General features: G+C 44.4%; 18 protein-coding genes, 1 tRNA gene and 2 riboswitches. Of the genes, 11 read left to right on the forward strand and 8 right to left on the reverse strand.

Features of this window, described 5'->3' with window-relative positions; all coding sequences use genetic code 11:
• Window positions 1–210: 210 nt before the first annotated feature.
• Window positions 211–1,500, reverse strand: a complete 1,290-nt coding sequence (serS, locus tag NSQ55_RS02405) for a serine--tRNA ligase (protein ID WP_076192777.1) — start codon at window positions 1,498–1,500, stop codon at window positions 211–213.
• 401 nt (window positions 1,501–1,901) lie between these two features.
• Here serS and ssuE point away from each other — a divergent pair, with 401 nt between their 5' ends.
• Window positions 1,902–2,450, forward strand: coding sequence for an NADPH-dependent FMN reductase (gene ssuE / locus NSQ55_RS02410; protein WP_076192779.1), 549 nt, complete (start codon window positions 1,902–1,904; stop codon window positions 2,448–2,450).
• 180 nt (window positions 2,451–2,630) lie between these two features.
• Here ssuE and NSQ55_RS02415 read toward each other — a convergent pair whose 3' ends face one another.
• The 4 genes from NSQ55_RS02415 to NSQ55_RS02430 all read right to left on the reverse strand — a co-directional run bounded on the left by NSQ55_RS02415 (window position 2,631) and on the right by NSQ55_RS02430 (window position 8,833).
• Window positions 2,631–3,662: a ribonucleotide-diphosphate reductase subunit beta gene (locus NSQ55_RS02415; RefSeq protein ID WP_036682584.1), complete on the reverse strand. Its 1,032-nt coding sequence runs from the start codon at window positions 3,660–3,662 to the stop codon at window positions 2,631–2,633.
• A gap of 284 nt (window positions 3,663–3,946) precedes the next feature.
• A complete protein-coding gene (locus NSQ55_RS02420) occupies window positions 3,947–6,280 on the reverse strand; it encodes a ribonucleoside-diphosphate reductase subunit alpha (protein WP_076142084.1) in 2,334 nt (777 codons plus the stop codon).
• A gap of 55 nt (window positions 6,281–6,335) precedes the next feature.
• Complete coding sequence (gene nrdG, locus NSQ55_RS02425; protein WP_076124537.1) at window positions 6,336–6,851, reverse strand: anaerobic ribonucleoside-triphosphate reductase activating protein; 516 nt, start codon at window positions 6,849–6,851, stop codon at window positions 6,336–6,338.
• A complete protein-coding gene (locus tag NSQ55_RS02430) occupies window positions 6,848–8,833 on the reverse strand; it encodes an anaerobic ribonucleoside triphosphate reductase (RefSeq protein WP_036682578.1) in 1,986 nt (661 codons plus the stop codon). Before NSQ55_RS02430 ends, nrdG begins: the two co-directional genes overlap by 4 nt.
• Window positions 8,834–9,074: 241 nt before the next feature.
• Window positions 9,075–9,310, reverse strand: a riboswitch (cobalamin riboswitch).
• A 378-nt stretch (window positions 9,311–9,688) separates the two neighbouring features.
• On the opposite strand from NSQ55_RS02430, the gene NSQ55_RS02435 reads away from it, so the two are divergent.
• The 6 genes from NSQ55_RS02435 to NSQ55_RS02460 all read left to right on the forward strand — a co-directional run bounded on the left by NSQ55_RS02435 (window position 9,689) and on the right by NSQ55_RS02460 (window position 12,527).
• Window positions 9,689–9,997 (forward strand): MTH1187 family thiamine-binding protein, encoded by a 309-nt coding sequence (locus tag NSQ55_RS02435; protein WP_036682575.1) that lies wholly within the window; start codon window positions 9,689–9,691, stop codon window positions 9,995–9,997.
• Window positions 9,998–10,090: 93 nt separating this feature from the next.
• A tRNA-Thr gene (locus NSQ55_RS02440) sits at window positions 10,091–10,162 on the forward strand.
• A 234-nt stretch (window positions 10,163–10,396) separates the two neighbouring features.
• Complete coding sequence (locus NSQ55_RS02445; protein WP_175617348.1) at window positions 10,397–10,564, forward strand: hypothetical protein; 168 nt, start codon at window positions 10,397–10,399, stop codon at window positions 10,562–10,564.
• Window positions 10,565–11,004: 440 nt separating this feature from the next.
• Complete coding sequence (locus tag NSQ55_RS02450; RefSeq protein WP_076185198.1) at window positions 11,005–11,184, forward strand: hypothetical protein; 180 nt, start codon at window positions 11,005–11,007, stop codon at window positions 11,182–11,184.
• Between the two features lie 199 nt (window positions 11,185–11,383).
• A complete protein-coding gene (locus NSQ55_RS02455) occupies window positions 11,384–12,187 on the forward strand; it encodes an undecaprenyl-diphosphate phosphatase (protein ID WP_076138271.1) in 804 nt (267 codons plus the stop codon).
• A gap of 112 nt (window positions 12,188–12,299) precedes the next feature.
• The gene (locus NSQ55_RS02460; RefSeq protein WP_339170975.1) at window positions 12,300–12,527 is read left to right on the forward strand and encodes a hypothetical protein; all 228 of its coding nucleotides are present in this window, start codon (window positions 12,300–12,302) and stop codon (window positions 12,525–12,527) included.
• Window positions 12,528–13,131: 604 nt separating this feature from the next.
• On the opposite strand, the gene NSQ55_RS02465 is transcribed toward NSQ55_RS02460, so the two are convergent.
• Complete coding sequence (locus NSQ55_RS02465; protein ID WP_339170976.1) at window positions 13,132–13,323, reverse strand: hypothetical protein; 192 nt, start codon at window positions 13,321–13,323, stop codon at window positions 13,132–13,134.
• Window positions 13,324–13,549: 226 nt separating this feature from the next.
• On the opposite strand from NSQ55_RS02465, the gene NSQ55_RS02470 reads away from it, so the two are divergent.
• Window positions 13,550–13,939 carry a hypothetical protein gene (locus NSQ55_RS02470; RefSeq protein WP_339170978.1) on the forward strand — a complete coding sequence of 130 codons (390 nt, stop codon included), beginning with the start codon at window positions 13,550–13,552 and terminating at the stop codon, window positions 13,937–13,939.
• Between the two features lie 213 nt (window positions 13,940–14,152).
• Here the strand turns inward: NSQ55_RS02470 and NSQ55_RS02475 are convergent, their stop codons facing one another.
• Entirely contained in the window at window positions 14,153–15,403 is a 1,251-nt protein-coding gene (locus NSQ55_RS02475) for a kelch repeat-containing protein (protein WP_339170980.1), read from the reverse strand.
• Between the two features lie 186 nt (window positions 15,404–15,589).
• Here NSQ55_RS02475 and NSQ55_RS02480 point away from each other — a divergent pair, with 186 nt between their 5' ends.
• Window positions 15,590–16,003 (forward strand): ASCH domain-containing protein, encoded by a 414-nt coding sequence (locus NSQ55_RS02480; protein ID WP_339170982.1) that lies wholly within the window; start codon window positions 15,590–15,592, stop codon window positions 16,001–16,003.
• Between the two features lie 199 nt (window positions 16,004–16,202).
• Here the strand turns inward: NSQ55_RS02480 and NSQ55_RS02485 are convergent, their stop codons facing one another.
• A complete protein-coding gene (locus tag NSQ55_RS02485; RefSeq protein ID WP_051491249.1) occupies window positions 16,203–16,595 on the reverse strand; it encodes a hypothetical protein in 393 nt (130 codons plus the stop codon).
• A 495-nt stretch (window positions 16,596–17,090) separates the two neighbouring features.
• Window positions 17,091–17,181, forward strand: a riboswitch (cyclic di-GMP riboswitch).
• Window positions 17,182–17,289: 108 nt separating this feature from the next.
• On the opposite strand from NSQ55_RS02485, the gene NSQ55_RS02490 reads away from it, so the two are divergent.
• On the forward strand, window positions 17,290–19,725 hold the full coding sequence (locus tag NSQ55_RS02490; protein WP_339170984.1) for a choice-of-anchor A family protein: 2,436 nt from the start codon (window positions 17,290–17,292) through the stop codon (window positions 19,723–19,725).
• 107 nt (window positions 19,726–19,832) lie between these two features.
• A complete protein-coding gene (locus tag NSQ55_RS02495; protein ID WP_339170985.1) occupies window positions 19,833–20,807 on the forward strand; it encodes an alpha/beta hydrolase in 975 nt (324 codons plus the stop codon).
• Window positions 20,808–21,192 lie beyond the last annotated feature (385 nt).

Here is a 21,192-nt window from a genome sequence, read left to right on the forward strand (position 1 = left end):
ATCACCGATATTTTAATTTTATGTTATATATATTGTTGAATTTATTATGGATTACGACAAATTTATTCTAGAGTTTTATTAATTTTTACATAGGGAAAACAATTGAGATTAGAATTATATAGAATGTATCGGAACAAAAATAATGCCCCTCCAGCTTCTTATCGAGAAGTGGAAGGGCATTATTAATTTTAAATCTACTTGGACAACACATCACTGCTGGTACGGAAGCTCAAGCCGTTCAATTCCATCCATATATTTACGCAGTGCCTGCGGAATGTAAATGGATCCATCCTCCAGTTGATGATTCTCCAGCAGCGGAATTAGGATCCTTGGTGTAGCCACTGCGGTGTTGTTTAGGGTGTGGCAGTATTGCAGCTTACCGTCGGCATCCCGGTAACGAATGCCCGAACGACGAGCTTGGAAATCGAGCAGGTTGGAAGCCGAGTGTGTCTCTCCGTATGCCTCTCTGCTTGGCATCCAAGTCTCGATGTCATACTGCTTATGTGTCTTCAGGGACATATCTCCTGTGCAGACAGACATGATCCGATAGGGAAGTTCCAAGAGCTGTAGAATATGCTCTGCATTCGCAAGAATCTCCTGCAGCATGCCCTCTGATACGCCCTCATCATTCCGACATAAGATAACTTGTTCAATTTTTGAGAATTGATGAACACGGTACAGACCACGCACGTCTCGTCCCGCCGATCCTACCTCACGGCGGAAGCAGGCCGACATTCCGGCGAGTCGCATTGGCGAATCCAGTTCGACAATCTCATCGCTATACAGCGAGACAAGCGACACCTCCGATGTGCCTACCAGCCAGCGATTGTCTCCGTTTAGCTCATAGGTCTGATCCATCCCGCCGGGGAAGAAGCCCGTACGTTCCAGCGCTTCCGGACGGACAATCACGGGAACATCCATCACCGTGAACCCGCGGGCAGTTAGTACATCAATGGCCAGCCGCTGTACAGCGAGATGTAACAACAACCCTGCATCCTTCAGCACATAGCTGCGTGGGCCGCCTGCTTTGACGCCACGGGGGATATCGATGATATTGTGGAGCTCGCCTAGTTCTACATGATCACGCGGTTTAAAGCCGAATTCCGGCAACGTTCCGGTTCGTCGCAGTTCTACATTATCTTTATCATCATGGCCAATCGGTGTATCCTGCGATACAGGGTTTGGTGCGAGCAGCATGAGTTCTCCACAGCGGCGGTCTGCCTCAGTTAGTTCTGCCTCATAGAGATTCAGGCGGTTGTTCAGTTCTCTTACTTGTTCTTTAACTGCTTCTCCTGCCACGCTGTCACCCTGTCGTAAAAGTCGTTCAACCTCTTTGGTCAGCCCGTTACGCTGGGCTCTCAACTGTTCCGTATCTTGGCGCAATTCGCGCCGTTTCTCATCCCATTCCAGCAGTTCATCCAGTGGGAAGTCGACTCTTTTCCAAGCCGTAATGTTTCTTACAAGTTCCTGATTGTCTTTGATCCAGTTCATATCCAGCATACCGTTTCGCTCCTTTTTGGTTAAAAAAACGCAAAAAACGCCCTCATCCATGGGACGAGGAGCGTCAGCTCGCGGTGCCACCCAGGTTGATCGAATCTCCTTAACTGCAGGAACAATCCGACCCTCTTTGGTCTTCGCGATAACGGGCGAAACCCGGTGAACTTAGGGAGTTGTTGTAGACTCCGGTCGCAGACGCCTCACGGTTGGATGCCGATCATTGGCCTGATTGTTGGATTTAATATTGTTGCTTAGTATAACGTAAGAGTGGGAGGAGCGCAAGTGGTTATGGTTTGACAAAAATATCAATTCTACGTTAGGATTAGTATTAATTTAAAGTAATTTTGTCGGGATAATAAATAAAGCAGTGTGAGCTGCTTAAGTGGGATGGAAGAGGTGGAAAAGTGGCTAAAATTGTTGTGATTAACGGAACGCCTTCCCTGGTATCGCGTATCAATGCAGCTATAGAATATGCGGAGGCCAGCTTAACCAATCAGGGCTTCGAGGTTGAGCGTATTAACGTAGCAGAACTACCAGCGGAGGATTTGATTCACACTAAGTTTGAAAGTGAGTCTATCGTCAAAGCCAATGGCCTTGTAGCGGAAGCTGATGCGGTAATTGTGGTTAGCCCGGTTTATAAAGCTTCTTATACAGGCGTGTTGAAGACCTTTTTAGATCTGGTTCCACAAAAGGGATTGGCCGGAAAAGTTGTACTCCCGCTGTTCATGGGCGGCAGTCTTGCACATCTGCTCACAATTGATTACGCATTGAAACCTGTGTTGTCTGTACTGGGCGCGCGTTACATTCTTGGCGGCGTCTATGCCGTGGATTCTCAAGTGGTTCGTAATGATCAGGGAGTGGTAGAGCTTGCTGAGGAGCTGAAGCTGCGCCTGAACGATGCATTAGATGAGCTTGCAGAAGAAACTACACATCGTGTGGAACGCAAGGCATAAGACTAAGTAGCAAGCCTTCTGTGCTTAGTGCTAATAACAAACGTATAAGCGTCTCTTTCATCCCTGATACCAGGGGAGAGGGGCGCTTTTTGCATTATATAAGCTATAGCAAAAAGGCCATCTCACTAAGAAAATAGAGAATGGCCTCTTTTTTATATAGGGGTTATTATATATCCGGTCTTACAAATCGTCGAATCCGTTATCGTCGCCAACCTTACCATAGTTGCGGGACTTAGCTTCGAAGAAGTCAGTTTTGGTAGCATTAAGCGCATCATCGGAGAAAGGTTTGATCCAAGGCATACAGTTAACGTCAACACCTTGATAAGCTTTTTCCATACCCATCAAAGTCAGACGTTTGTTCGCTGTATATTTAATGTAGTCGCTAAGCTCGTTAAGATCAATACCACGCACGTTAGTAAGTGTGTAATAAGCCCAGTTGGTTTCGAGCTCTACCGCGCGGTCGATGGTACGGTATACGTAATCCATGTTTTCTTTGGTGTTCAGCTCAGGGAAGTCTACAAGCAGCTGCTTAAATACTTCTGCGAAGAAGTAGCAGTGCTGATTCTCGTCACGTTGAATATAAGAGATCATTTGGCTGGTTGCCATCATCTTCTGGTCACGGGCCAGATTGTAGAAGAAGGCGAAAGTGCTGTAAAAGAAAATTCCTTCCAAGATGAGATCTGCTACCAGCGCATGGAAAAAGGTCTGTCTCGTAGGGTTATCACGGAACTCTTGATAAATATCAGAGATAAACTGATTGCGTTCCAGCAGGACAGGGTCTTTTTTCCAATATTCAAAAATTTCCTTCTGCTCACTCTCCGACACGATAGAGGAAAGAACATAGGAATAGGATTGGTTATGCACCACTTCTTGCTGCCCGATAATAGCGGAGATAGCTTCCAAAGAGGAATCGGTGAAATAACGCTTCACGTCGCTCACGAACATCGTCTGCATCGAATCCAGCACAGCGAGTAGGGAGATATTAATCTTAAATACGCGTTGTTCCTCGGCATCCAGCATCGGGAATTGTTGCGCATCCTTGGACATTGGAATTTCATCCGCGATCCAGTGATTAAGCAGCAGCACCTTATACAGCTTGTACATATGAGGCATGCGAATATCATTCCAGTTCAGAATACCTGAGCATTCACCGTCGATAATGCGTGTGGATTGGTTAGGTGCTTCAGTATTAAAAATCTTTTGTAATTGCATTTCTTATCCCTCCATTTTTTGCGTGGGTAATCTTTCTTGGTGTCTTGTTCATAGAAAGACGGTGATGGAGTAACGGAGAGGAAGTTTGGAGCTGTAGGAGCGTCAGCGTTCGCCCGAAAGCTTTCCGTAGGAAAGCTCGCATCGAAAGCATATGCTGTCATCGGATGTCATCCGCTAATAGCGGTAAAGATCAAGACCTCTGATGACAACAGCGGCCGGAAGCCCAAACATTCCTCGCAGTTACGAAATTCATCATCGTTTTTCTATTTAGGGCACTAAGATAATTAGCTAGCGCAAGATTCACACTCTTCTATAGTCAAAGCACGGCTACGCACATAATAAGTTGATTTCAAGCCGCCCTTCCAGGCATTCAGATGCAGTTCCAGGAACTCGGTAGCCTTGATGTCAGGACGGACATACAGGTTGAAGCTTTGGCCTTGATCGACGTGACGCTGGCGAGCAGAAGCCATGCGGATCGACCAGTTTTGGTCAATCGTAAATGCTGTCTTATAGTACCAGATCGTTTTGTCGGACAGATCCGGTGCTGGGTTAGCAATCTTATAAGTTGTTTTTTCTTCATAGGAAAGCAGTTCATACAGCGGATCAATGCTGGCGGTGGAGCCGGCAATAATCGATGTAGATCCATTCGGCGCAATGGCGAACATCCAAGCGTTACGTACGCCGTCCTTAGCTACTTCTTCTTGCAGCTCGCGCCATTGCTCAGTCGTTACATATTTACCTTCTTGCTCACCGCTAACATAACCGCGGGAAGTGAAGTATGCGCCAGTCTCCCAATCGGATCCAGCAAATTTCGGATAACGGCCTTTTTCACGGGCAAGCTCCATGCTCGAACGAACCAACAGGTAGTTGATATGTTCATATAAATGATTGTTATATTCTACGGCTTCATCGGATTCCCAACGAATGCCCTTGAGTGCCAATAGGTGATGCAGGCCGAATGTGCCGAGACCTACTGCGCGGTACTGGCTGTTCGTGTATTGTGCCTGCAGAACTTCAATATTATTAATGTCGATTACGTTATCAAGCATACGAACTTGGATCGGAACAAGTCTTTCTAATACGCCAGCTGGAATCGCCCGTGCTAAGTGAATCGAATTCAGGTTGCAGACTACGAAGTCGCCAGGGATTTTGGAAATAACGATACGGGTCTGGCCATCTTTAGTTACTAATTCTTCTTGCTCAATAACTGTTGCAGACTGATTCTGCATAATTTCTGTACACAGGTTGGAGGAGAAAACCATACCTTGATGACGGTTTGGGTTAGTCCGGTTCACGGTATCGCGGTAGAACATGTACGGTGTACCTGTTTCTAGCTGTGATTTCATAATCCGTTTCATGATGTCGATCGCAGGAACAGTGATCCGGGATAATTCCAGGTTCGCTGTAGCTTCAGCATATTTTTCACGGAAAGTACCTTTGCCAAGCTCTTCATCGTAGAAATCTTCCAATCCTAGTGGACGGCCATTTTTATCTGTCCAGCCCATGACCTTTTTCACCTCATGAGGGCAGAAGAGGTTCCAATGGCTGCGCGATTCTACAGCTTCCATGAACAGGTCAGGTAGGGAGACGCCATGGAACACGTCATGTGCACGCATGCGCTCGTCACCGTTGTTCAGCTTAAGATCGAGGAAAGCGAGAATATCTTTATGGAATACATCAAGATAAACAGCTACAGCACCTTTACGTGTGCCCAACTGGTCTACGCTGACTGCTGTATTGTTCAACTGGCGAATCCAAGGGATTACGCCGGAGCTTGTGTTCTTGTGGCCACGGATATCCGAACCACGTGCTCGTACTTTTCCAAGGTAAACGCCGATGCCGCCACCCATTTTGCTTAGACGTGCTACGTCTGTATTGGAGTCAAAGATACCCTCTAGGGAATCGTCTACAGTATCAATAAAGCAGCTGGATAGTTGTCCAGCGACCTTTTTGCCGGCATTGGACATTGTAGGTGTAGCAGCAGTCATGTAGATGTTGCTCATAGCCCAATAAGCTTCTTTTACAAGCTCAAGACGTTTCTCAGCTGGCTCACGGTGCATCAGGTACATAGCAATAATCATATAACGTTCTTGTGGAAGCTCCATTACACGGCCGTCAAAATCATGCGCCAAATAACGGTCGGATAGCGTAAGCAGGCCGATATAGTCAAACAAAAGGTCGCGTGTATAATCGATACACCCGCCTAGTTCGATAATTTGTTCTTTGGTGTAATGACTTAGAAGTTCTTCGCGATAGATTCCTTTTTTCACGAGATCCGTAATTAGTGGATACAATTCACCGTAAGGCTCTTCTGGATAAGCTTTGTAGCGGCGATGAACGGCAGCTTTTTTATAAAGGGTAGTCAGAAGGGCGCGGGCAGCTGCGAACTTCCAGTTAGGCTCTTCTTTTGTTACAAGCTCTAGAGCGCTCATGGTGAAGGCATTGCTGATTTCTTCTCCACTTACCGAGTCACGACGCAGTTTGGAATTCACTCCACGCAGCAAAGTTTCTTTATTTAGTTGATCGAGACCTTCCAGAATACGGTCAGCGTAGACGGAGAGACGGTTCTCATCAAAAGCCAGTTGGCGATTATCAGGTTTTACTACGAATTGCGGCATAGTTAGTTCATCCCTTCTTATTTCAAATTAATTTTCAATATCAAAAATTGATATATTATAGCGCAGCAGGCTGCCACAGAAAGACCTCCGAGCCGTTCATGCTGGCCGGAATGTCGATAATGCGTTGGTTGGAGCTTCCCCGGTAGAGAAGCGTAGTATCTTTCAGTTCTTCTACAAATCTTCCATCTATTAACACCTGACACTGTTTAAGTAGATTCCACTCCGGCGTACCGGGAAGGGCTGTAAGTTCTTCGTACGTATAACCACTGTAAATCCAGATTGAGAACCCTGGCAGTACAGTGCGAAGCTCATGAATGAACCCCAGCAACTCTTCTGCTGAGAAAAAAGGATCGCCGCCTGCCAGTGTCAGACCATCCAGCAAAGGGTTAGCGGCGATTTCTGCAATGATTTCATGTTGTCGTTCTAAGGTGAAGACTTCTCCATATTTAAAGTTCCATGTCTCGGGATTAAAACATCCCGGGCAACGATGGCGGCAGCCGCTGAGAAAGAGGACGGCCCGCATGCCCTCTCCCTCGTTAATCGACTCCGGATAGTAACCGCAAATATTCATAGATGCTTAACGCGATCCCGTACTTCAGCTTGTTTGGCGGCATTAAAGCGGGTCTGATAGTCGCCGGTTAAATAACCTGTAACTCTGCGCAAACGGCGGATGTGCACGTCATTCTCATGTGCGTTGCAGGAAGGGCAGTTTGTCCCAATTACGCCTTCGTATCCACAGCTGGAGCAGCGGTCAATCGGATGGTTAATGCTGAAATAACTGACCTGTTGTTCGAGCGCATATTTAATGATTTTGATAAAAGCCGATGGGTTGTTGCGGGCATTGCCGTTTAATTCGACATAAGAAATAGCCCCGGCATTGCAGTATTCATGGAAAGGAGCTTCCAAGCTGATCTTCTGAGCAGCACCCAGATCGAAGTATACAGGGATGTGAAAAGAGTTCGTATAATATTCACGGTCGGTTACGCCCGGAATGGAACCCAGTACCTTGCGGTCAACTTTGGTGAATTTACCGGACAAACCTTCTGCTGGAGTTGCGAACAGGGTGATGTTAAGATCCAGTTCCTCACTTTTCCGATCGCAATAGTCCCGCATATGACGCACGATAGCCAGCGCCTTGGCATGAACTTCCATATCCTCGCCATGGTGTTTACCGTACATAGCTTTCATACATTCCGCCATACCGATGAAGCCAAGAGACAGACTGCCATGCTTCAGCAGATCGCCTACAGTGTCATCAGGTGCAAGATGTTCGCCGCCTTCCCAGACGCCTTCTCGCATCATGAAATCGGAAGCTTTAGCTTTTTGTGCGGTTTGGATGTGGAAGCGATGAAGAAGTCCTTCCAGCGCAATATCCATGTAATGATTTAGATCTTCATAGAAGCCAGCTTCGTCTGCGATGGTACGTCTGCCTGTTACTGTGCCGTGTGCCAGACCTAGCCGAACCAGATTCAGTGTATTAAAGGAAAGGTTGCCCTTCCCAGAGCAATGATTACGCCCAAAACGGTCACCGAGCACTCGGGTTCGGCAGCCCATTGTAGCGAACTCCGTATCAGGATCACTTGGATCATAATACTGCAAGTTGAGCGGAGCGTCCAGATTAGCGAAGTTTGGATATAGTCTGCGCGCAGAACATTCAGCCGCTTTTAGGAACAGTTCATAGTTAGGATCGCCTTGCTGTTGATTGATTCCTTGCTTGCATTTGAAGATTTGAATCGGGAACACCGGTGTTTCTCCGCTGCCAAGTCCGTTCATAGTTGCGGTTAGCAGAGAACTGATCACAAGCTGACCTTCTGGTGAAGTACAAGTACCGTAGTTGATGCTGGTAAACGGTATTTGTCCACCGGATCGGCTGGACATGGTATTCAGATTATGTACCATACTTTCAGCCGCTTGCAGAGTTTCGATTTCGGTTTCCTTTAGTGCAAAACGGAACGCTCTTGGATATAACTCCGCCAGATCGGTCCGGCTCATCGTAATCTCGCCCAAAGATTCATCAGCTTGTCCTTCTTCAAAATAATCCAGACCCTTGCGGAACAGCTTGGCGAAGGATTTGGTTACATAAGGTGCCAGATCATAGTCGAGTTTATTGGCGGATACACCACCATATTGAGCATTTTGCTGGGATTGGAAAATAATCGCTACCAGAGACATAGCTGTCATTATTGAGTTCGGAGGACGAACGCTGCCGTTGCCGGTATTGAAACCTTCACGGAGAAGTTTATCAAACGGGATAAAAATACAGTTCGTCGTTCCAATCGCGTATTGATCCAGATCATGCACATAGACGACATTGTCATCAATAGCCTGCACTAGCTGTGGCGGCATCGTAAAATTGCGGGCGTACCATTTTGAATATTCACTGCCGAACTTGCTCATTTTACCGGAGAAACTCTCTCCATTCAAATTGGCATTCTCGCGCAATAGGTCCATATCCCGACTGTCGATAATATCCCGGCCTAAATCAATGAGCTCTTCTAAAAGAACTTCCCGTGCATTTTCTACTCCATTAAATTGTCTCTCCAACAACGTCATTGTACAGCTCTCCTCTCAGTATAAAAGAAAAACATCTATCATCAAATCCATATATCCATAAGAAGTTGGACTGCTATAAGCAGTCGTATATTTGTTCAGATTACATAAAAAAAGCATCCCCTACCCGAGGATGGCAGAAAATGCCCGATGCGTTATGTAAATATCCACACGGATATTTGCAGAGGTCTCTACGCAGATGACCGCATGCGGACACCATCCCTGTTCCTCGCAGGCATCAATAGTTGGTGTCGTCGAAACAGGTAGGTCTCCTGGCTTCCGTGGGATCTCTCGGCGCCTTCCCAAGGGTGTTCCTAACCCTCAGTGGCATTTGCCGGGAGATGTGGATTCTCAAGCTTCCCAGAAGCTTAAGAAGGCCATCCGGTTACAGTGGCGGGACCGCAGCGGATTCTCACCGCGCTTCCCTATTAAGCTCTAAATCCGGTTAAGGATCAAAGCGCCTGTCTCCACTATATTTTGTTGTCGTTAGATAAAAATAACCCAAGATGTTGTGTTTGTAAACAGTTTTTTAGAAAACCCGCGCGGGGAGCGGGTTCTTTAAAAGTACTCCACAAATGATCCACAGGCTGTCCATAAGTAATCCACAATTGATCCACAGGGAGATGCGAAATGATTCATAAATTGTCCGAAAAGATGCCACAAAGAGTCCATAAATATAGTGCAGATGACCCTAGAATTTGCTCATGAGAAAATACCCTTAGCCCAAAGTCATATTTTGGAGTAATCAGAAGAAATAGAAGAGATAAGGGAGGATAATCTTGCTTAGTTTGTGACAGAGCGGTGGAATTGTTACAATGGGAGGAGACAGCTACTATAAAATTTCGAGGAGGTATTCTCATGCCTATTGCTGAAGTTACAGTTATTCCAATTGGAACAGGCAGTACCAGTCTTAGCAGCTATGTTGCGGATATGCAGCGGGTGCTGAAGACAGTAGAAGGGATTACTTATGAACTTACGTCCATGGGGACGATCATCGAAGGGCCTCTGCAACGCATTTTTGCCGCGGTAGAAGCTTTGCATGAGTCTCCTTTTGCCGCAGGTGCAGAACGTGTCTCTACCTCACTTAAAATAGACGACCGCCGCGATAAACCCTCTACTAGCCGTGGAAAGTTAGAGTCTGTGGAGCGTAAGCTACAGGTGGATTAGCATTTTAGAAGGGCGGAAAACAGGGAGAAATAGGCTTGCGTTTCTGGCTGGAAGTTGTATAATATTTTTTGTTTGACAGAAAAACAGCGTTAAGCTGGTGTAGCTCAGGGGTAGAGCAACGCACTCGTAATGCGTAGGCCGGGGGTTCAATTCCCTTCACCAGCATATCTAAGAATGGCGCAATGGCGCGGTTTTCCGGGATTCCGGGACCGTGCCATTTTTCGTTAAATCCCCCTGACTTCTTCCATTCTTCTACCCTTTATCCGAGTAAAGTGGGTGTCTCGTCAATTTTCTCCACTTCTTTTCGGGTTCCTAGAATAGAATCTCAGATACATCGGGGCACTGCTTCCTGCAAGTTGGGGAGAACATGTGAATAAGTACCCAGGGTGATATTTATTGATGAATGGCCTAATCTTTCCTGAAGTCGAATATGATGGACAGCCAATGCCGTTCCCTGTTCTTCTGGAGAAACGTATCAAGGAAGATAAGACATGGCGCGAAATCGCTAATGAAAACGGTATGACTAGTGGTCACTGTCGAGCAGACGGAAGGTGTGGCGCAAGCTGACAGCAATCAGAATGAAGAATGGTGGAGGAGGAGCAGCATAAGCTGCTTTTCTCTTGCGGGGGCAGATCGGTTAGATGGTAATTACTATAAAAATAAAAAAAGACACCACAAGGTGTCTTAGTACAGATACTTTTCGCTCGAATTTCACGAGCTCGTCAGTGAACTGAGTTCATAAGCAAGACTGGCTACGGCTAACAGATGAAGAGATAAAGTAATATCAATGTTAAAATGTGCGGTAATATTAATTTTCATAGATAACCACGCTCCTAAAGTATAAATACACATAAAGAAAACTTTATAAAGCGCTTGGCCTGCCATCATCAGTGCCAGGTAGCCATCCTGTACAGACGCCTTAGCGTTTCGACAATAACATTATACTTAATATTTTGTGTTTTGCCAAAAAAAGGACCCCCTATTCTTGGTCGGGGTGGCGGTTCTGTGTGGTTTCTCAGCGCTTTGGAATCATGATGGTCATTGAGGCTCCACGCACGCGGCTGCAGAATGATCAAATGGAAGTTACGTTTCGGTATTCATATCTGCTGTATGCTCTGAACTTGATTATCCAAAATAACGGGCAGCAAGTTCAGAAGGTTAACGGATTTTTTATTGATACAGGTTGAATTTAATGTTTGATACTGTTGTTATGCTAACGGGAAAGGATAGTTTAATAAAGGAGTTACTTAAGACTGGAATAATGAGCAATGTGACAATTATGTCATTCTGAATTGAATATTGTTAGGTTAATCGATGGGGAAGTTTACGTGTCTCCCTTATACTGGAAATTAAATGATTTTATTTCCGAAAGGGGAGAATGCACTAATGACTGATGTAATTAAAGCAATAATACTTGGCATAATAGAGGGCTTAACTGAATTTTTACCAGTATCATCTACTGGACATCTTATTCTAGCAGGCGATTTGCTTAGCTTTGAGGGAGATGCTGCAATAACTTTTAAAATTGTTATTCAGTTGGGTGCAGTGATGGCAGTTTTAATTCTTTATTGGAAAAGGTATTTGGAGATTGGGGTTAATATGATTAGAATGGATTTTTCCAAAAGCAAAGGATTAAATGTCATTCATATGATTTTGGCTATGTTACCAGCATTAATCCTATATCTTCTCTTCAAGGACACAATAAAAAGCCAATTATTTGGCCCAACCCCTGTTTTGATCGGTCTAGTTGTTGGTGGCGTGTTGATGATCATTGCAGCGCGGAATAGGCGGACTGAAACCGCTGGTACTATCGATGGGATTAATTATAAACAGGCTTTCGGAATTGGTCTGTTCCAATGCTTGGCGTTATGGCCGGGATTTTCGAGATCAGGTTCGACGATTTCAGGTGGCCTGTTGCTTGGCACTAGCCAAAAAGCCGCTGCAGATTTTACATTCCTTATTTCTGTGCCTGTTATGTTTGGTGCAAGCTTGTTGGATTTGTACGATAGTCGTGATTTGCTGAGTTCTGACGATTTGCTTCTAATGTTAATTGGCTTTGCGACATCCTTTCTTGTGGCAATGATTGCAGTAGTGACGTTCATCAAACTGATTAAGAGACTTCGATTGGAGTGGTTTGCTCTATACCGGTTTGTTTTAGCAGCTCTCTTCTATTTAATTGTCATACAGTAATTGGGCAAATGTAAAGAAAATTGTAGCCTTAATGGATTACGGGGGAAACCCTATCGAAACCGTTATTCAAAATAGCGGAATGGAATGGACAATCTTAAGGCCGTCAGAATTTATGAAGAATGCATTATATTTTTGGGCAGAATCCATTCAAAAAGAAGGAATTGTAAGAACGGGATTCCCTGATGCTTTGGGCGTTAGAATTCACGAGGCAGATATTGCCGCTGTTGCAGTCAAAGTGCTCACTGAAGAAGGCCACCATGGGAAAATATACGCTTTAACTGGTCCGCAATCGTTATCTAACGGTATGTATTGTAAAATTACGAACTTCGCAACTTGCTAGCTTGCTAAATTATTCCTAAGGATAATTTGCTAATCAACTGCTTAAAGTTTATATACAAAATAGTCCAGACGAACCATACTTAACTTATTGATTCGAAAGTGCCGAAACCCTGCCAGATGGCGGGGTATTTCGTTATCAGGAGGTTATGAGATGAGAAGTTAAGCTGCGAATTGCTGAAGCAAGAAATCAAAGATTAGAATTCGTAGGGATTAAGCCCGAAGATGTACATAAACATTTAGTCACTTACTAGGGCGTGACCTTTGAATGCCGATATAGTTGTGAAGCAATGTATGATTACAAAAAAATGTATAAATTTTATATTGGAAAAACGATCTAAAGGTAAGAGACCAGTCTAAAGATTCGTTATATTACATAGGAATGATCATGTTGAGTAATGTATACAAAGTCCTTAAGACAGACTCTGAATTTTTAACGGCTGCTCTGTCACAGTCTCATATACTACGGGTCCATCAAAATTGCTGGAGCCCGGTTCGTTCGGGACCGATTTGAACTCAGAGCATACATAAAATAACCCCCCCAGTGAGTTTGCACTAGGAGTTCCAGTGAAGGAAACGAGGTTAGAGTTTCCTTATCAATATATGCACTATAAAGGTTGTAATCGGATATATTTTACTACCCAAAGCGGAAATGAAATAATACCATTACCTGTGTTTAAATGGACGAATTGGTCACTAAAATTTTCTTCGCAAATGCCTTCAAAGGTTTCGCCACTGATTAAGTATAGGCGCACTGGTGAATGTTCTTTTATTGACTCTTCGACTCTTTTGTTGATCAAAACAAGCCACCTCTTTTTTTAAGTGATTACATTATCACTAATGCTATACCTATAAACACATTTATCCCAACTCAACAATAAGTGTGAATTTATATGTGAAAAATAATACATATATTTATGTTTCAAAAGAGTATATACTGGATTCACTATCAAGTTGTGATTACCAACTAGAATTTTTTTGGTGAGTTTAGATCACATCTTCTTATCATTTGGGGAGGTGTCTTATTTGGAAAAAACCCTTAATTATGTACAAGATTTTAAATTGCTTGAAGAACGAATTAATGCATTTATAAATTATGATTCATGCATTGAATACGTAGAAGGATCTGAAGAAGTTGTAGCTGGCGGGGCCTTTGCCTGGACCAAGTTAAAATCGGCGGAGAGCTATAAACAAGAGCACATTGATGCTGACTACGTAGAATTAGCAGAAAGGGTACGTACAGTACTGGAAAACGAACATAGTCCTAACATTGAAAAGTTTGAGCGTAGTTATGAGCTAGTAATGAATTATATCCGACAAGATACTTTTCTCTGGGTACCTGGTTTGAAAAGTGTTATTGAGAGTATAAAATCTGAATTGGATTTGCAACAATTTTTTCTTAATCAATATAAATAGTAAATTTAATGCGTCAATCATAAGTGGTGACTAGCTATTTCATAGGTGTCTTATAAAAAGCTTAATTATATAAATTGAGAATGATACTTTTAATTCAATTAATTCTACATACAGTTTTCTTCCTTTGAATTTGGGAACAATGCTAAAGCCTCCATTTATAACTTCATAAAAAAGCCCGTCAATTTTAAATGGTTGGCGGGCTTTTTTTGTTTATTAAATTGTATACTCACTGACTTCAAAGGTTAGTATTTTATCGTAAATGACATAATCTTTTCTACTGGTAAAAGGCCCCTTATTATTATCGTGCTTATTAATGGCATAAGATGCAGTTCCTGCACCAGTTTGTTTATTCTCATACCAATTTATAAAGGCATTAACCTCATCCATACTTAAATCAAATTCTTTTTCAAGTCCTGTATTCATTGTTATGACAAGTATAGCGCGATCACCAGTAGGTTGCTCCGGACCCGGTGTTGGTTCAGGGGTTGGTGTTGGTGTAGGAGTAACTTCAGGTATAGGTATAGTGATTGCTTCTACTGTTGATATAGCGGCAGTTTGATTCGAACCTCCGATGATAAAAATAGTGTTGTTAATTACCGCGGCTGAATTTTGAAATCTCCATGAAGTTAAGTTGGTAAAAACACTCCATGTATCAGTTTGAGGACTGTACTTCTCAACAGAAAGACCATAACCTAAATAATAGATCTCTCCATTTATTACAACTGCGGCACCACCGGATCTTTGAGTGGGCATACTCTTTTTTTCAGTATATGTGTCTAACACAGGATCATATTCATAAAGATTTTTGAAGAATATTGAAGCACCTGCTGCAACATTGGTCCCGCCAGTAATGTAAATTTTATCATTAACAGTAGCGATAAAAGGGCCATTCGGGTTAATAGGCATATTATTTTTAAAAGTCCATTGATTAGTTGATGGATCGTATTCCTCGACGGTAAATAATGAAAGTCCGCTGCTATCTTTTGATCCACCAAAAACGTATATTTTCCCATTGACTACCGCTGAACTTGACCATGATCTAGGAGTTTGTAATGGTGATTTTGTTTCCCAACTGTCTGCTATAGGGTCGTACATTTCAACAACGTTGGTTCTACCCCCGCTATAGTAACCTCCAATAACATATATCTTATCGTCTATAACTGCAGCAGTTGTTGCGGCTCTAGCAGTGGGCATACTTTTTCTTTCAGACCACTTGTTAGTTTCTGGAGTGTACATGTAAGTTTTATTTGTTCTTGTTCCTGTAGCTGCCTCTCCTGATCCATTTGCTCCCCCGAAAATATATATCTTTCCATTCAACTCTGCTGATGCTGATCCCATCAAGTTTATGGGCAAACTAGCTTTTGTTTCCCATTTTACAGTTTCTTCAGCGGATACAGAAAAGGCTGAGAACAGACTTAAGATAAGAATTATAGAACTAAGTAGTAATGTTGTTTTTTTTAACAAAAGAATACAACTCCTTATGTATATTAATAACTATACAAATTTATCTAACTCATCAAAGATTGTCCAAACATAAATTCCTATTTATGAAATATAGTGATAGATAATCAATATATTCTTTTATATTCCATAATAATAATAATTTGTTATTGTATAAAGAATGTATGTAAAACAAAGGGGATAAATATCATGCGGTGTATAACAATACGGCAGCCTTGGGCGACCTTAATTGCTCTTGGTGAAAAAGAGTTTGAAACTCGTTCATGGAGAACAGCCTACCGCGGCGAGTTAGGCATCCATGCCGGAGTGAGGATTGACAAAAAGATTTGTGAACAGGAACCGTACAAATCAGTATTGGCGAAACATGGCTATACAGCGAATAATTTGCCGACAGGAGCTATTATTGCTACAGGTCAGCTCGCGGGATGTTATGTGGTTACTCCAGAGGTGGATTTAAGGGAATGGATCAATGGGAACGAATATGATTTTGGCGACTATAGTGAAGGACGGTTTGCCTGGAAGCTTAAAGGGGTTCATCCATTAAGCCATCCAATTCCAGCTAAAGGTCGGCTAAGCTTGTGGGAGCACTCTAATCACTTCTGAACGGCGAACAATATTTTTAATGTAATTTTTATGTGCCTATCAGCTTTTTTTCAGGTTCGAGGTATATATTAGAGACACCAAACACCCCCCAGTGTTTTGTGGTATATCTCTCTCAGGTCTTGCCAACTCCCATGGTAAGGCCTATTTTTTTGTTCACTAATTGATTGGGGGGAGAGAGCGCAGCGGCTTCTATACAGCTTTACTTAATCTGGTACTGTTCTTCGTAACTCTTAAAAGATGAAATATCCAGCCCTAGATATCTGCGCATATGGATGGCAGCCTGAGCCGCAACAATGTCATTCAACAGCAGCATTCGTTCATGATAGCCACGACATATATACTTGGCTTCAATTCCCGTATTAAGTCTGTTTTGCTCATACACCTTGATTCCCCGTCTTCTCATTTCTGCACGAACATCCCTTAGATCTGTTGTAGCTACTGCAGCAGCTGTTCCAAGCACCTCCAGATAAGGGGCGGGTGTTCGTAAGTGTGTAGATAAAATGGCGGAGTCCCGTTCGAAAGCTGATAAAATCATCGGAAGCAATAAATAAGATTTCACCAGCATGTTGTCCCTGCTTTCTGCTCTATGCATGAATCTCATCACCTCTAATAGGAACGTATATTCGTATTCTACCCCGATATTCCAAAAATAATCAATGGTATTTCTAAACAGCTTATCCAATGTGATAAAATTCACAACTAAATAACGGAGAATAAATTATATTAAAAATTGTAATAATAAAAATTAATGTATCGAACGCAAATAAAGGAGAATTATGATGGAAAAAGAGGGCAGCCTCCAGCGTGGATTGTTTTTTGGTTTAATTCTGAGTGTTCCCTTATGGATATCCATATTGGGCTATATACAGTTACTTTAAAATTTAATGAAAAACCTTATGCGAAGCGCCTTTAGGCGCTTTTTTTGTGTGGTACTAATGCGGGGAATTATCGAAAGGAATTGATTGACAATTGTGGGTGTCGGGAGCTAAACTGTTATTAATTCAAAAGTATTAAAAGTCATAGACTGTTATTGGATAGAATGCTTCAGCTACCAGTTCTGGACTTGCAGTGTAATACATATATATAGTCATGATAATAGCAAACCGTCTGAAAGGGCGGGACGCAAAGTCCAGGAGTCTAAAGTGTCTTAAAGGCACAATGACCGTCCGACTGCCATGAGAAGGGAATTTCACTTCTTTTTGGCGGTCTTTTTTGTTGTTAGGTCCTTTAGAGTTTCTGGTAATTATTCTGATTAATATAAATCATAGTTTTAGGAGGTGTGCCATTTGAAAAGAAGAATAAAACCGTTACTCTCGCTTGTATTAGCTGGGATTTTGACGGTAGGTAGTGGGCTTTCCTCATTGGGAGCTGGAGTTGCTGGAGCTAGCAGTTCTTCTACATTGGGAATTGCAGCGGTCTACAACGTGTTTATTCTAGGGGATATAACAACAGTTTCGGATACGGAAGGAAGGTTTGCTGCTGGAGGTAACGTTAACTTAACCAACTATAGTGTTGGAGATAGGTTGACCGCTGCAGAGGTTTCCCTGACTGACACACTTGTTGTTGGAGGGAATCTTACTTTCAACGGAGGTACTGTTTATGGGAATATCGTGCACGGGGGAGATTTTTCAGGGAATGTAACGCTCCTCAAGGGTGGTACAAAAAGACAGGGGAGTACGATTGACTTTTCAGCAGTAGGTCAGTCTTTGAAGGACAAATCAGCAGAACTTGCAGCATTGCCGGCGAATGGAACAACAGTGTACCAATATGGCAGCCTTACCCTGACAGGTACAGATCCTGCGGTCAATGTTTTTAATGTTTCAGGAGATAACGTCTCTAATACCTACGGAATTACAATAAATGTTCCTTCAGGATCTACTGCAATTATTAATATTGATGGTTCTAACGTAAAAATGAAAAACTTCGGATTTCTACCTAATAACGTGTTGAACAGCAAGAAAATTTTGCTTAACTTTAGCCAAGCTGCGTATCTTGATATGGCAGGCATAGGTGTAATGGGAAGCATACTTGCCCCCTATGCTCATGTTGATTTTATTAATGGTCAGATTAACGGTACTTTAGTGGCGGCTTCACTCAAAGGTACTGGTGGTGGTGAATTTCACCACTATCCATACGATGGTGATGAACCCGGACCAACGCCGACACCAACGCCGACACCAACACCAACAGTGACGCCGACACCAACACCAACAGTGACACCAACGCCGACAGTGACACCGACACCAACACCAACAGTGACACCAACGCCAACGCCGATAGTGACACCGACACCAACACCAACGCCAACGCCGACACCGACACCGACGCCGACGCCAACGCCTACAGTGACACCAACGCCGACGCCGACAGTGACACCAACGCCGACACCGACGCCAACACCATGTCCGACGCCGACAGTGACACCAACGCCGACGCCGACACCAACGCCGACAGTGACGCCAACGCCAACGCCAACAGTGACACCAACGCCGACAGTGACACCGACGCCAACGCCAACAGTGACACCGACGCCAACGCCAACAGTGACACCAACGCCGACAGTGACGCCAACACCGACACCGACACCAACGCCGACAGTGACACCAACACCGACACCAACGCCGACGCCGACACCAACGCCGACAGTGACGCCGACGCCGACACCAACGCCGACACCGACACCAACGCCGACAGTGACACCAACACCGACACCAACGCCGACGCCGACACCAACGCCAACGCCGACACCAACGCCAACGCCGACAGTGACGCCAACACCGACACCGACACCAACGCCGACAGTGACACCGACGCCAACGCCAACAGTGACACCAACGCCGACAGTGACGCCAACACCGACACCGACACCAACGCCGACAGTGACACCAACACCGACACCAACGCCGACGCCGACACCAACGCCAACGCCGACAGTGACGCCGACACCAACGCCGACGCCGACACCAACGCCGACAGTGACGCCGACGCCGACACCAACGCCGACGCCGACACCAACGCCGACAGTGACGCCGACGCCGACACCAACGCCGACACCGACACCAACGCCGACAGTGACACCAACACCGACACCAACGCCGACGCCGACACCAACGCCAACGCCGACACCAACGCCAACGCCGACAGTGACGCCGACAGTGACGCCGACACCAACGCCGACGCTTGAAGCAACACCAACACCGACGGTAACGCCAGAGGTAACACCAACACCAACGGTAACACCAGAGGTAACACCAACACCAACGGTAACACCAACACCAACGGTAACACCAACACCAACGGTAACACCAACACCAACGGTAACACCAGAGGTAACACCAACGTCGACACCAGAGACTTCGGTGTTCCCGACACCAACGCCATCATCCGTAATTGGCACTATAGTTCTTGCAGAAGATCCCGTGCCGCTTGGGCCTGTAGCTTCGCCGACACCAGCGCCAGTACCAACACCGTCGAATAGCACAGAAGTACTTGTTGATGATGATGAGATCCCATTAGGTCCGGTACCGGCAGTGACACCAACGCCAACACCAACACCTGATGAAATCATCGTAGTGGACGATACGATCCCATTAGGAAAGCCACCTGTGAAGGAATTGCCAAAAACGGGTGAATCAAGTCCTGCACCTTACTATGTAGCAGGTTTAGGTTTTGCACTTATCGGATTATTAATGAGAACCAAGTTCTCCAAAAAGAATAAATAATAAAGGGTAGATCAACATAGAGTCGCTTTCGGGAGTGTTCCGATGGCGGCTCTATTTGTATGTCATGATTGCGATAGTTTGGTGCATTCTAAGTAGATGGTATACTCTTGTTGGAAAAGAAATGTAGAGGGGATGGCGAAGGCGAATTGATATGGTTCATTATTAGCGCTGTAATCATCATAGGGATTCTAATCTATGTGGGATTTTTCTTCTATGGTATTGCTATTAAACGAGCGCCAAAGGTATTTCTAAGTAATAATCCTAATCTGAAGGCTGATCCTCCGGTTGCCGGAGCTTCTTGGGGGGAGGGGAAGGATTGGGTCTCTCGCCAGAGCTTCGAGAATATTGAGATCGTATCTGCAGATGGACTTAAACTAAGGGGTTACTTACTCCAATCTAATCGTGCTGCGGGACGCACAGCCATTCTAGCCCACGGTTATTCAGGTAAAGCAAAGGATATGGGGGCGTACGCCAAAATCTACTACGAGAACTTAGGCTTTAACATCCTAATTCCCGATGCAAGAGGGCATGGAGATAGCGCAGGGGATTACATTGGTTTTGGTTGGCCGGAACGAAAAGATTATTTGCAATGGATTGAATACATGATTAAAAAGACTGGGCCCAGTGCTCAAATTGTGCTTCACGGTGTCTCTATGGGTGGTGCTACAGTGCTAATGACCTCAGGGGAAGATCTTCCGCCGCAGGTAAAAGCTATTGTTGCGGACTGCGCTTATACCTCAGTAAAAGCACAATTATCTTACCAACTACGACGCATGTATCGCTTACCAAGTTTCCCTTTCGTTCAAAGTGCAAGTCTAATCACCCGCTTGAAGGCGGGGTATGGCTTTGGTGAAGCCTCTGCATTAAAACAAGTGCGGAAAGCGAAGGCTCCGATTCTTTTTATTCATGGGGATGCGGATAACTTTGTACCTTTTGCTATGATGAATGAATTGTATGAGGCATGCCAGAGTCCAAAAGAGAGGCTCATAGTACCGCAAGCGGGGCATGGATTGTCTTATGATACGGATAAGGCGGGGTATATAGATGTAGTAACAGCTTTTGTAAGTCGATATGTAAAATAAGTCCTGAACGTAGACAGCGCCCGATATCCGCTAGGTAGCGGTTATCGGGCGCCTATATTTTTCCACACATGACGTAGTCCTTGAATAAGGATCGTACCGTCATGCTTTCTCGTTATATTCATCCCCCGCCGTTCGTGAGTAACGGGTGTCTTGATTCCTTGTTATTTCCAGCAGCCGTGTGGCGAGAATAATCCTTCCAATACGACAAAAGCCCTACCTCTCTTTTGCCCTTGCGGCTCCATTGACCGCGCCAGTGTGAATCGGAATGCTATATTTCGAATTTAATCTCATAAAAAGGAAGAGTACTGCAAGAAAACATAAAGCCTCTTTGTCCAAAATGCCGATGTGTATAATAGTCGGCCTGACATCTTCTTGGTGGGGATAT

This window comes from Paenibacillus sp. FSL H7-0943 (assembly GCF_037963265.1).
Taxonomy (GTDB): Bacteria; Bacillota; Bacilli; order Paenibacillales; family Paenibacillaceae; genus Paenibacillus_AQ; species Paenibacillus_AQ odorifer.

Excerpts from the sequence above, each read along its gene's own strand:
- serS (WP_076192777.1), bottom strand. The coding sequence starts at position 1,500 with ATGCTGGATATGAACTGGATCAAAGACAATCAGGAACTTGTAAGAAAC.
- NSQ55_RS02415 (WP_036682584.1), bottom strand. The coding sequence starts at position 3,662 with ATGCAATTACAAAAGATTTTTAATACTGAAGCACCTAACCAATCCACA.
- NSQ55_RS02420 (WP_076142084.1), bottom strand. The coding sequence starts at position 6,280 with ATGCCGCAATTCGTAGTAAAACCTGATAATCGCCAACTGGCTTTTGAT.
- nrdG (WP_076124537.1), bottom strand. The coding sequence starts at position 6,851 with ATGAATATTTGCGGTTACTATCCGGAGTCGATTAACGAGGGAGAGGGC.
- NSQ55_RS02430 (WP_036682578.1), bottom strand. The coding sequence starts at position 8,833 with ATGACGTTGTTGGAGAGACAATTTAATGGAGTAGAAAATGCACGGGAA.
- NSQ55_RS02435 (WP_036682575.1), top strand. The coding sequence starts at position 9,689 with ATGCCTATTGCTGAAGTTACAGTTATTCCAATTGGAACAGGCAGTACC.
- NSQ55_RS02445 (WP_175617348.1), top strand. The coding sequence starts at position 10,397 with ATGAATGGCCTAATCTTTCCTGAAGTCGAATATGATGGACAGCCAATG.
- NSQ55_RS02455 (WP_076138271.1), top strand. The coding sequence starts at position 11,384 with ATGACTGATGTAATTAAAGCAATAATACTTGGCATAATAGAGGGCTTA.
- NSQ55_RS02460 (WP_339170975.1), top strand. The coding sequence starts at position 12,300 with ATGAAGAATGCATTATATTTTTGGGCAGAATCCATTCAAAAAGAAGGA.
- NSQ55_RS02480 (WP_339170982.1), top strand. The coding sequence starts at position 15,590 with ATGCGGTGTATAACAATACGGCAGCCTTGGGCGACCTTAATTGCTCTT.
- NSQ55_RS02485 (WP_051491249.1), bottom strand. The coding sequence starts at position 16,595 with ATGCATAGAGCAGAAAGCAGGGACAACATGCTGGTGAAATCTTATTTA.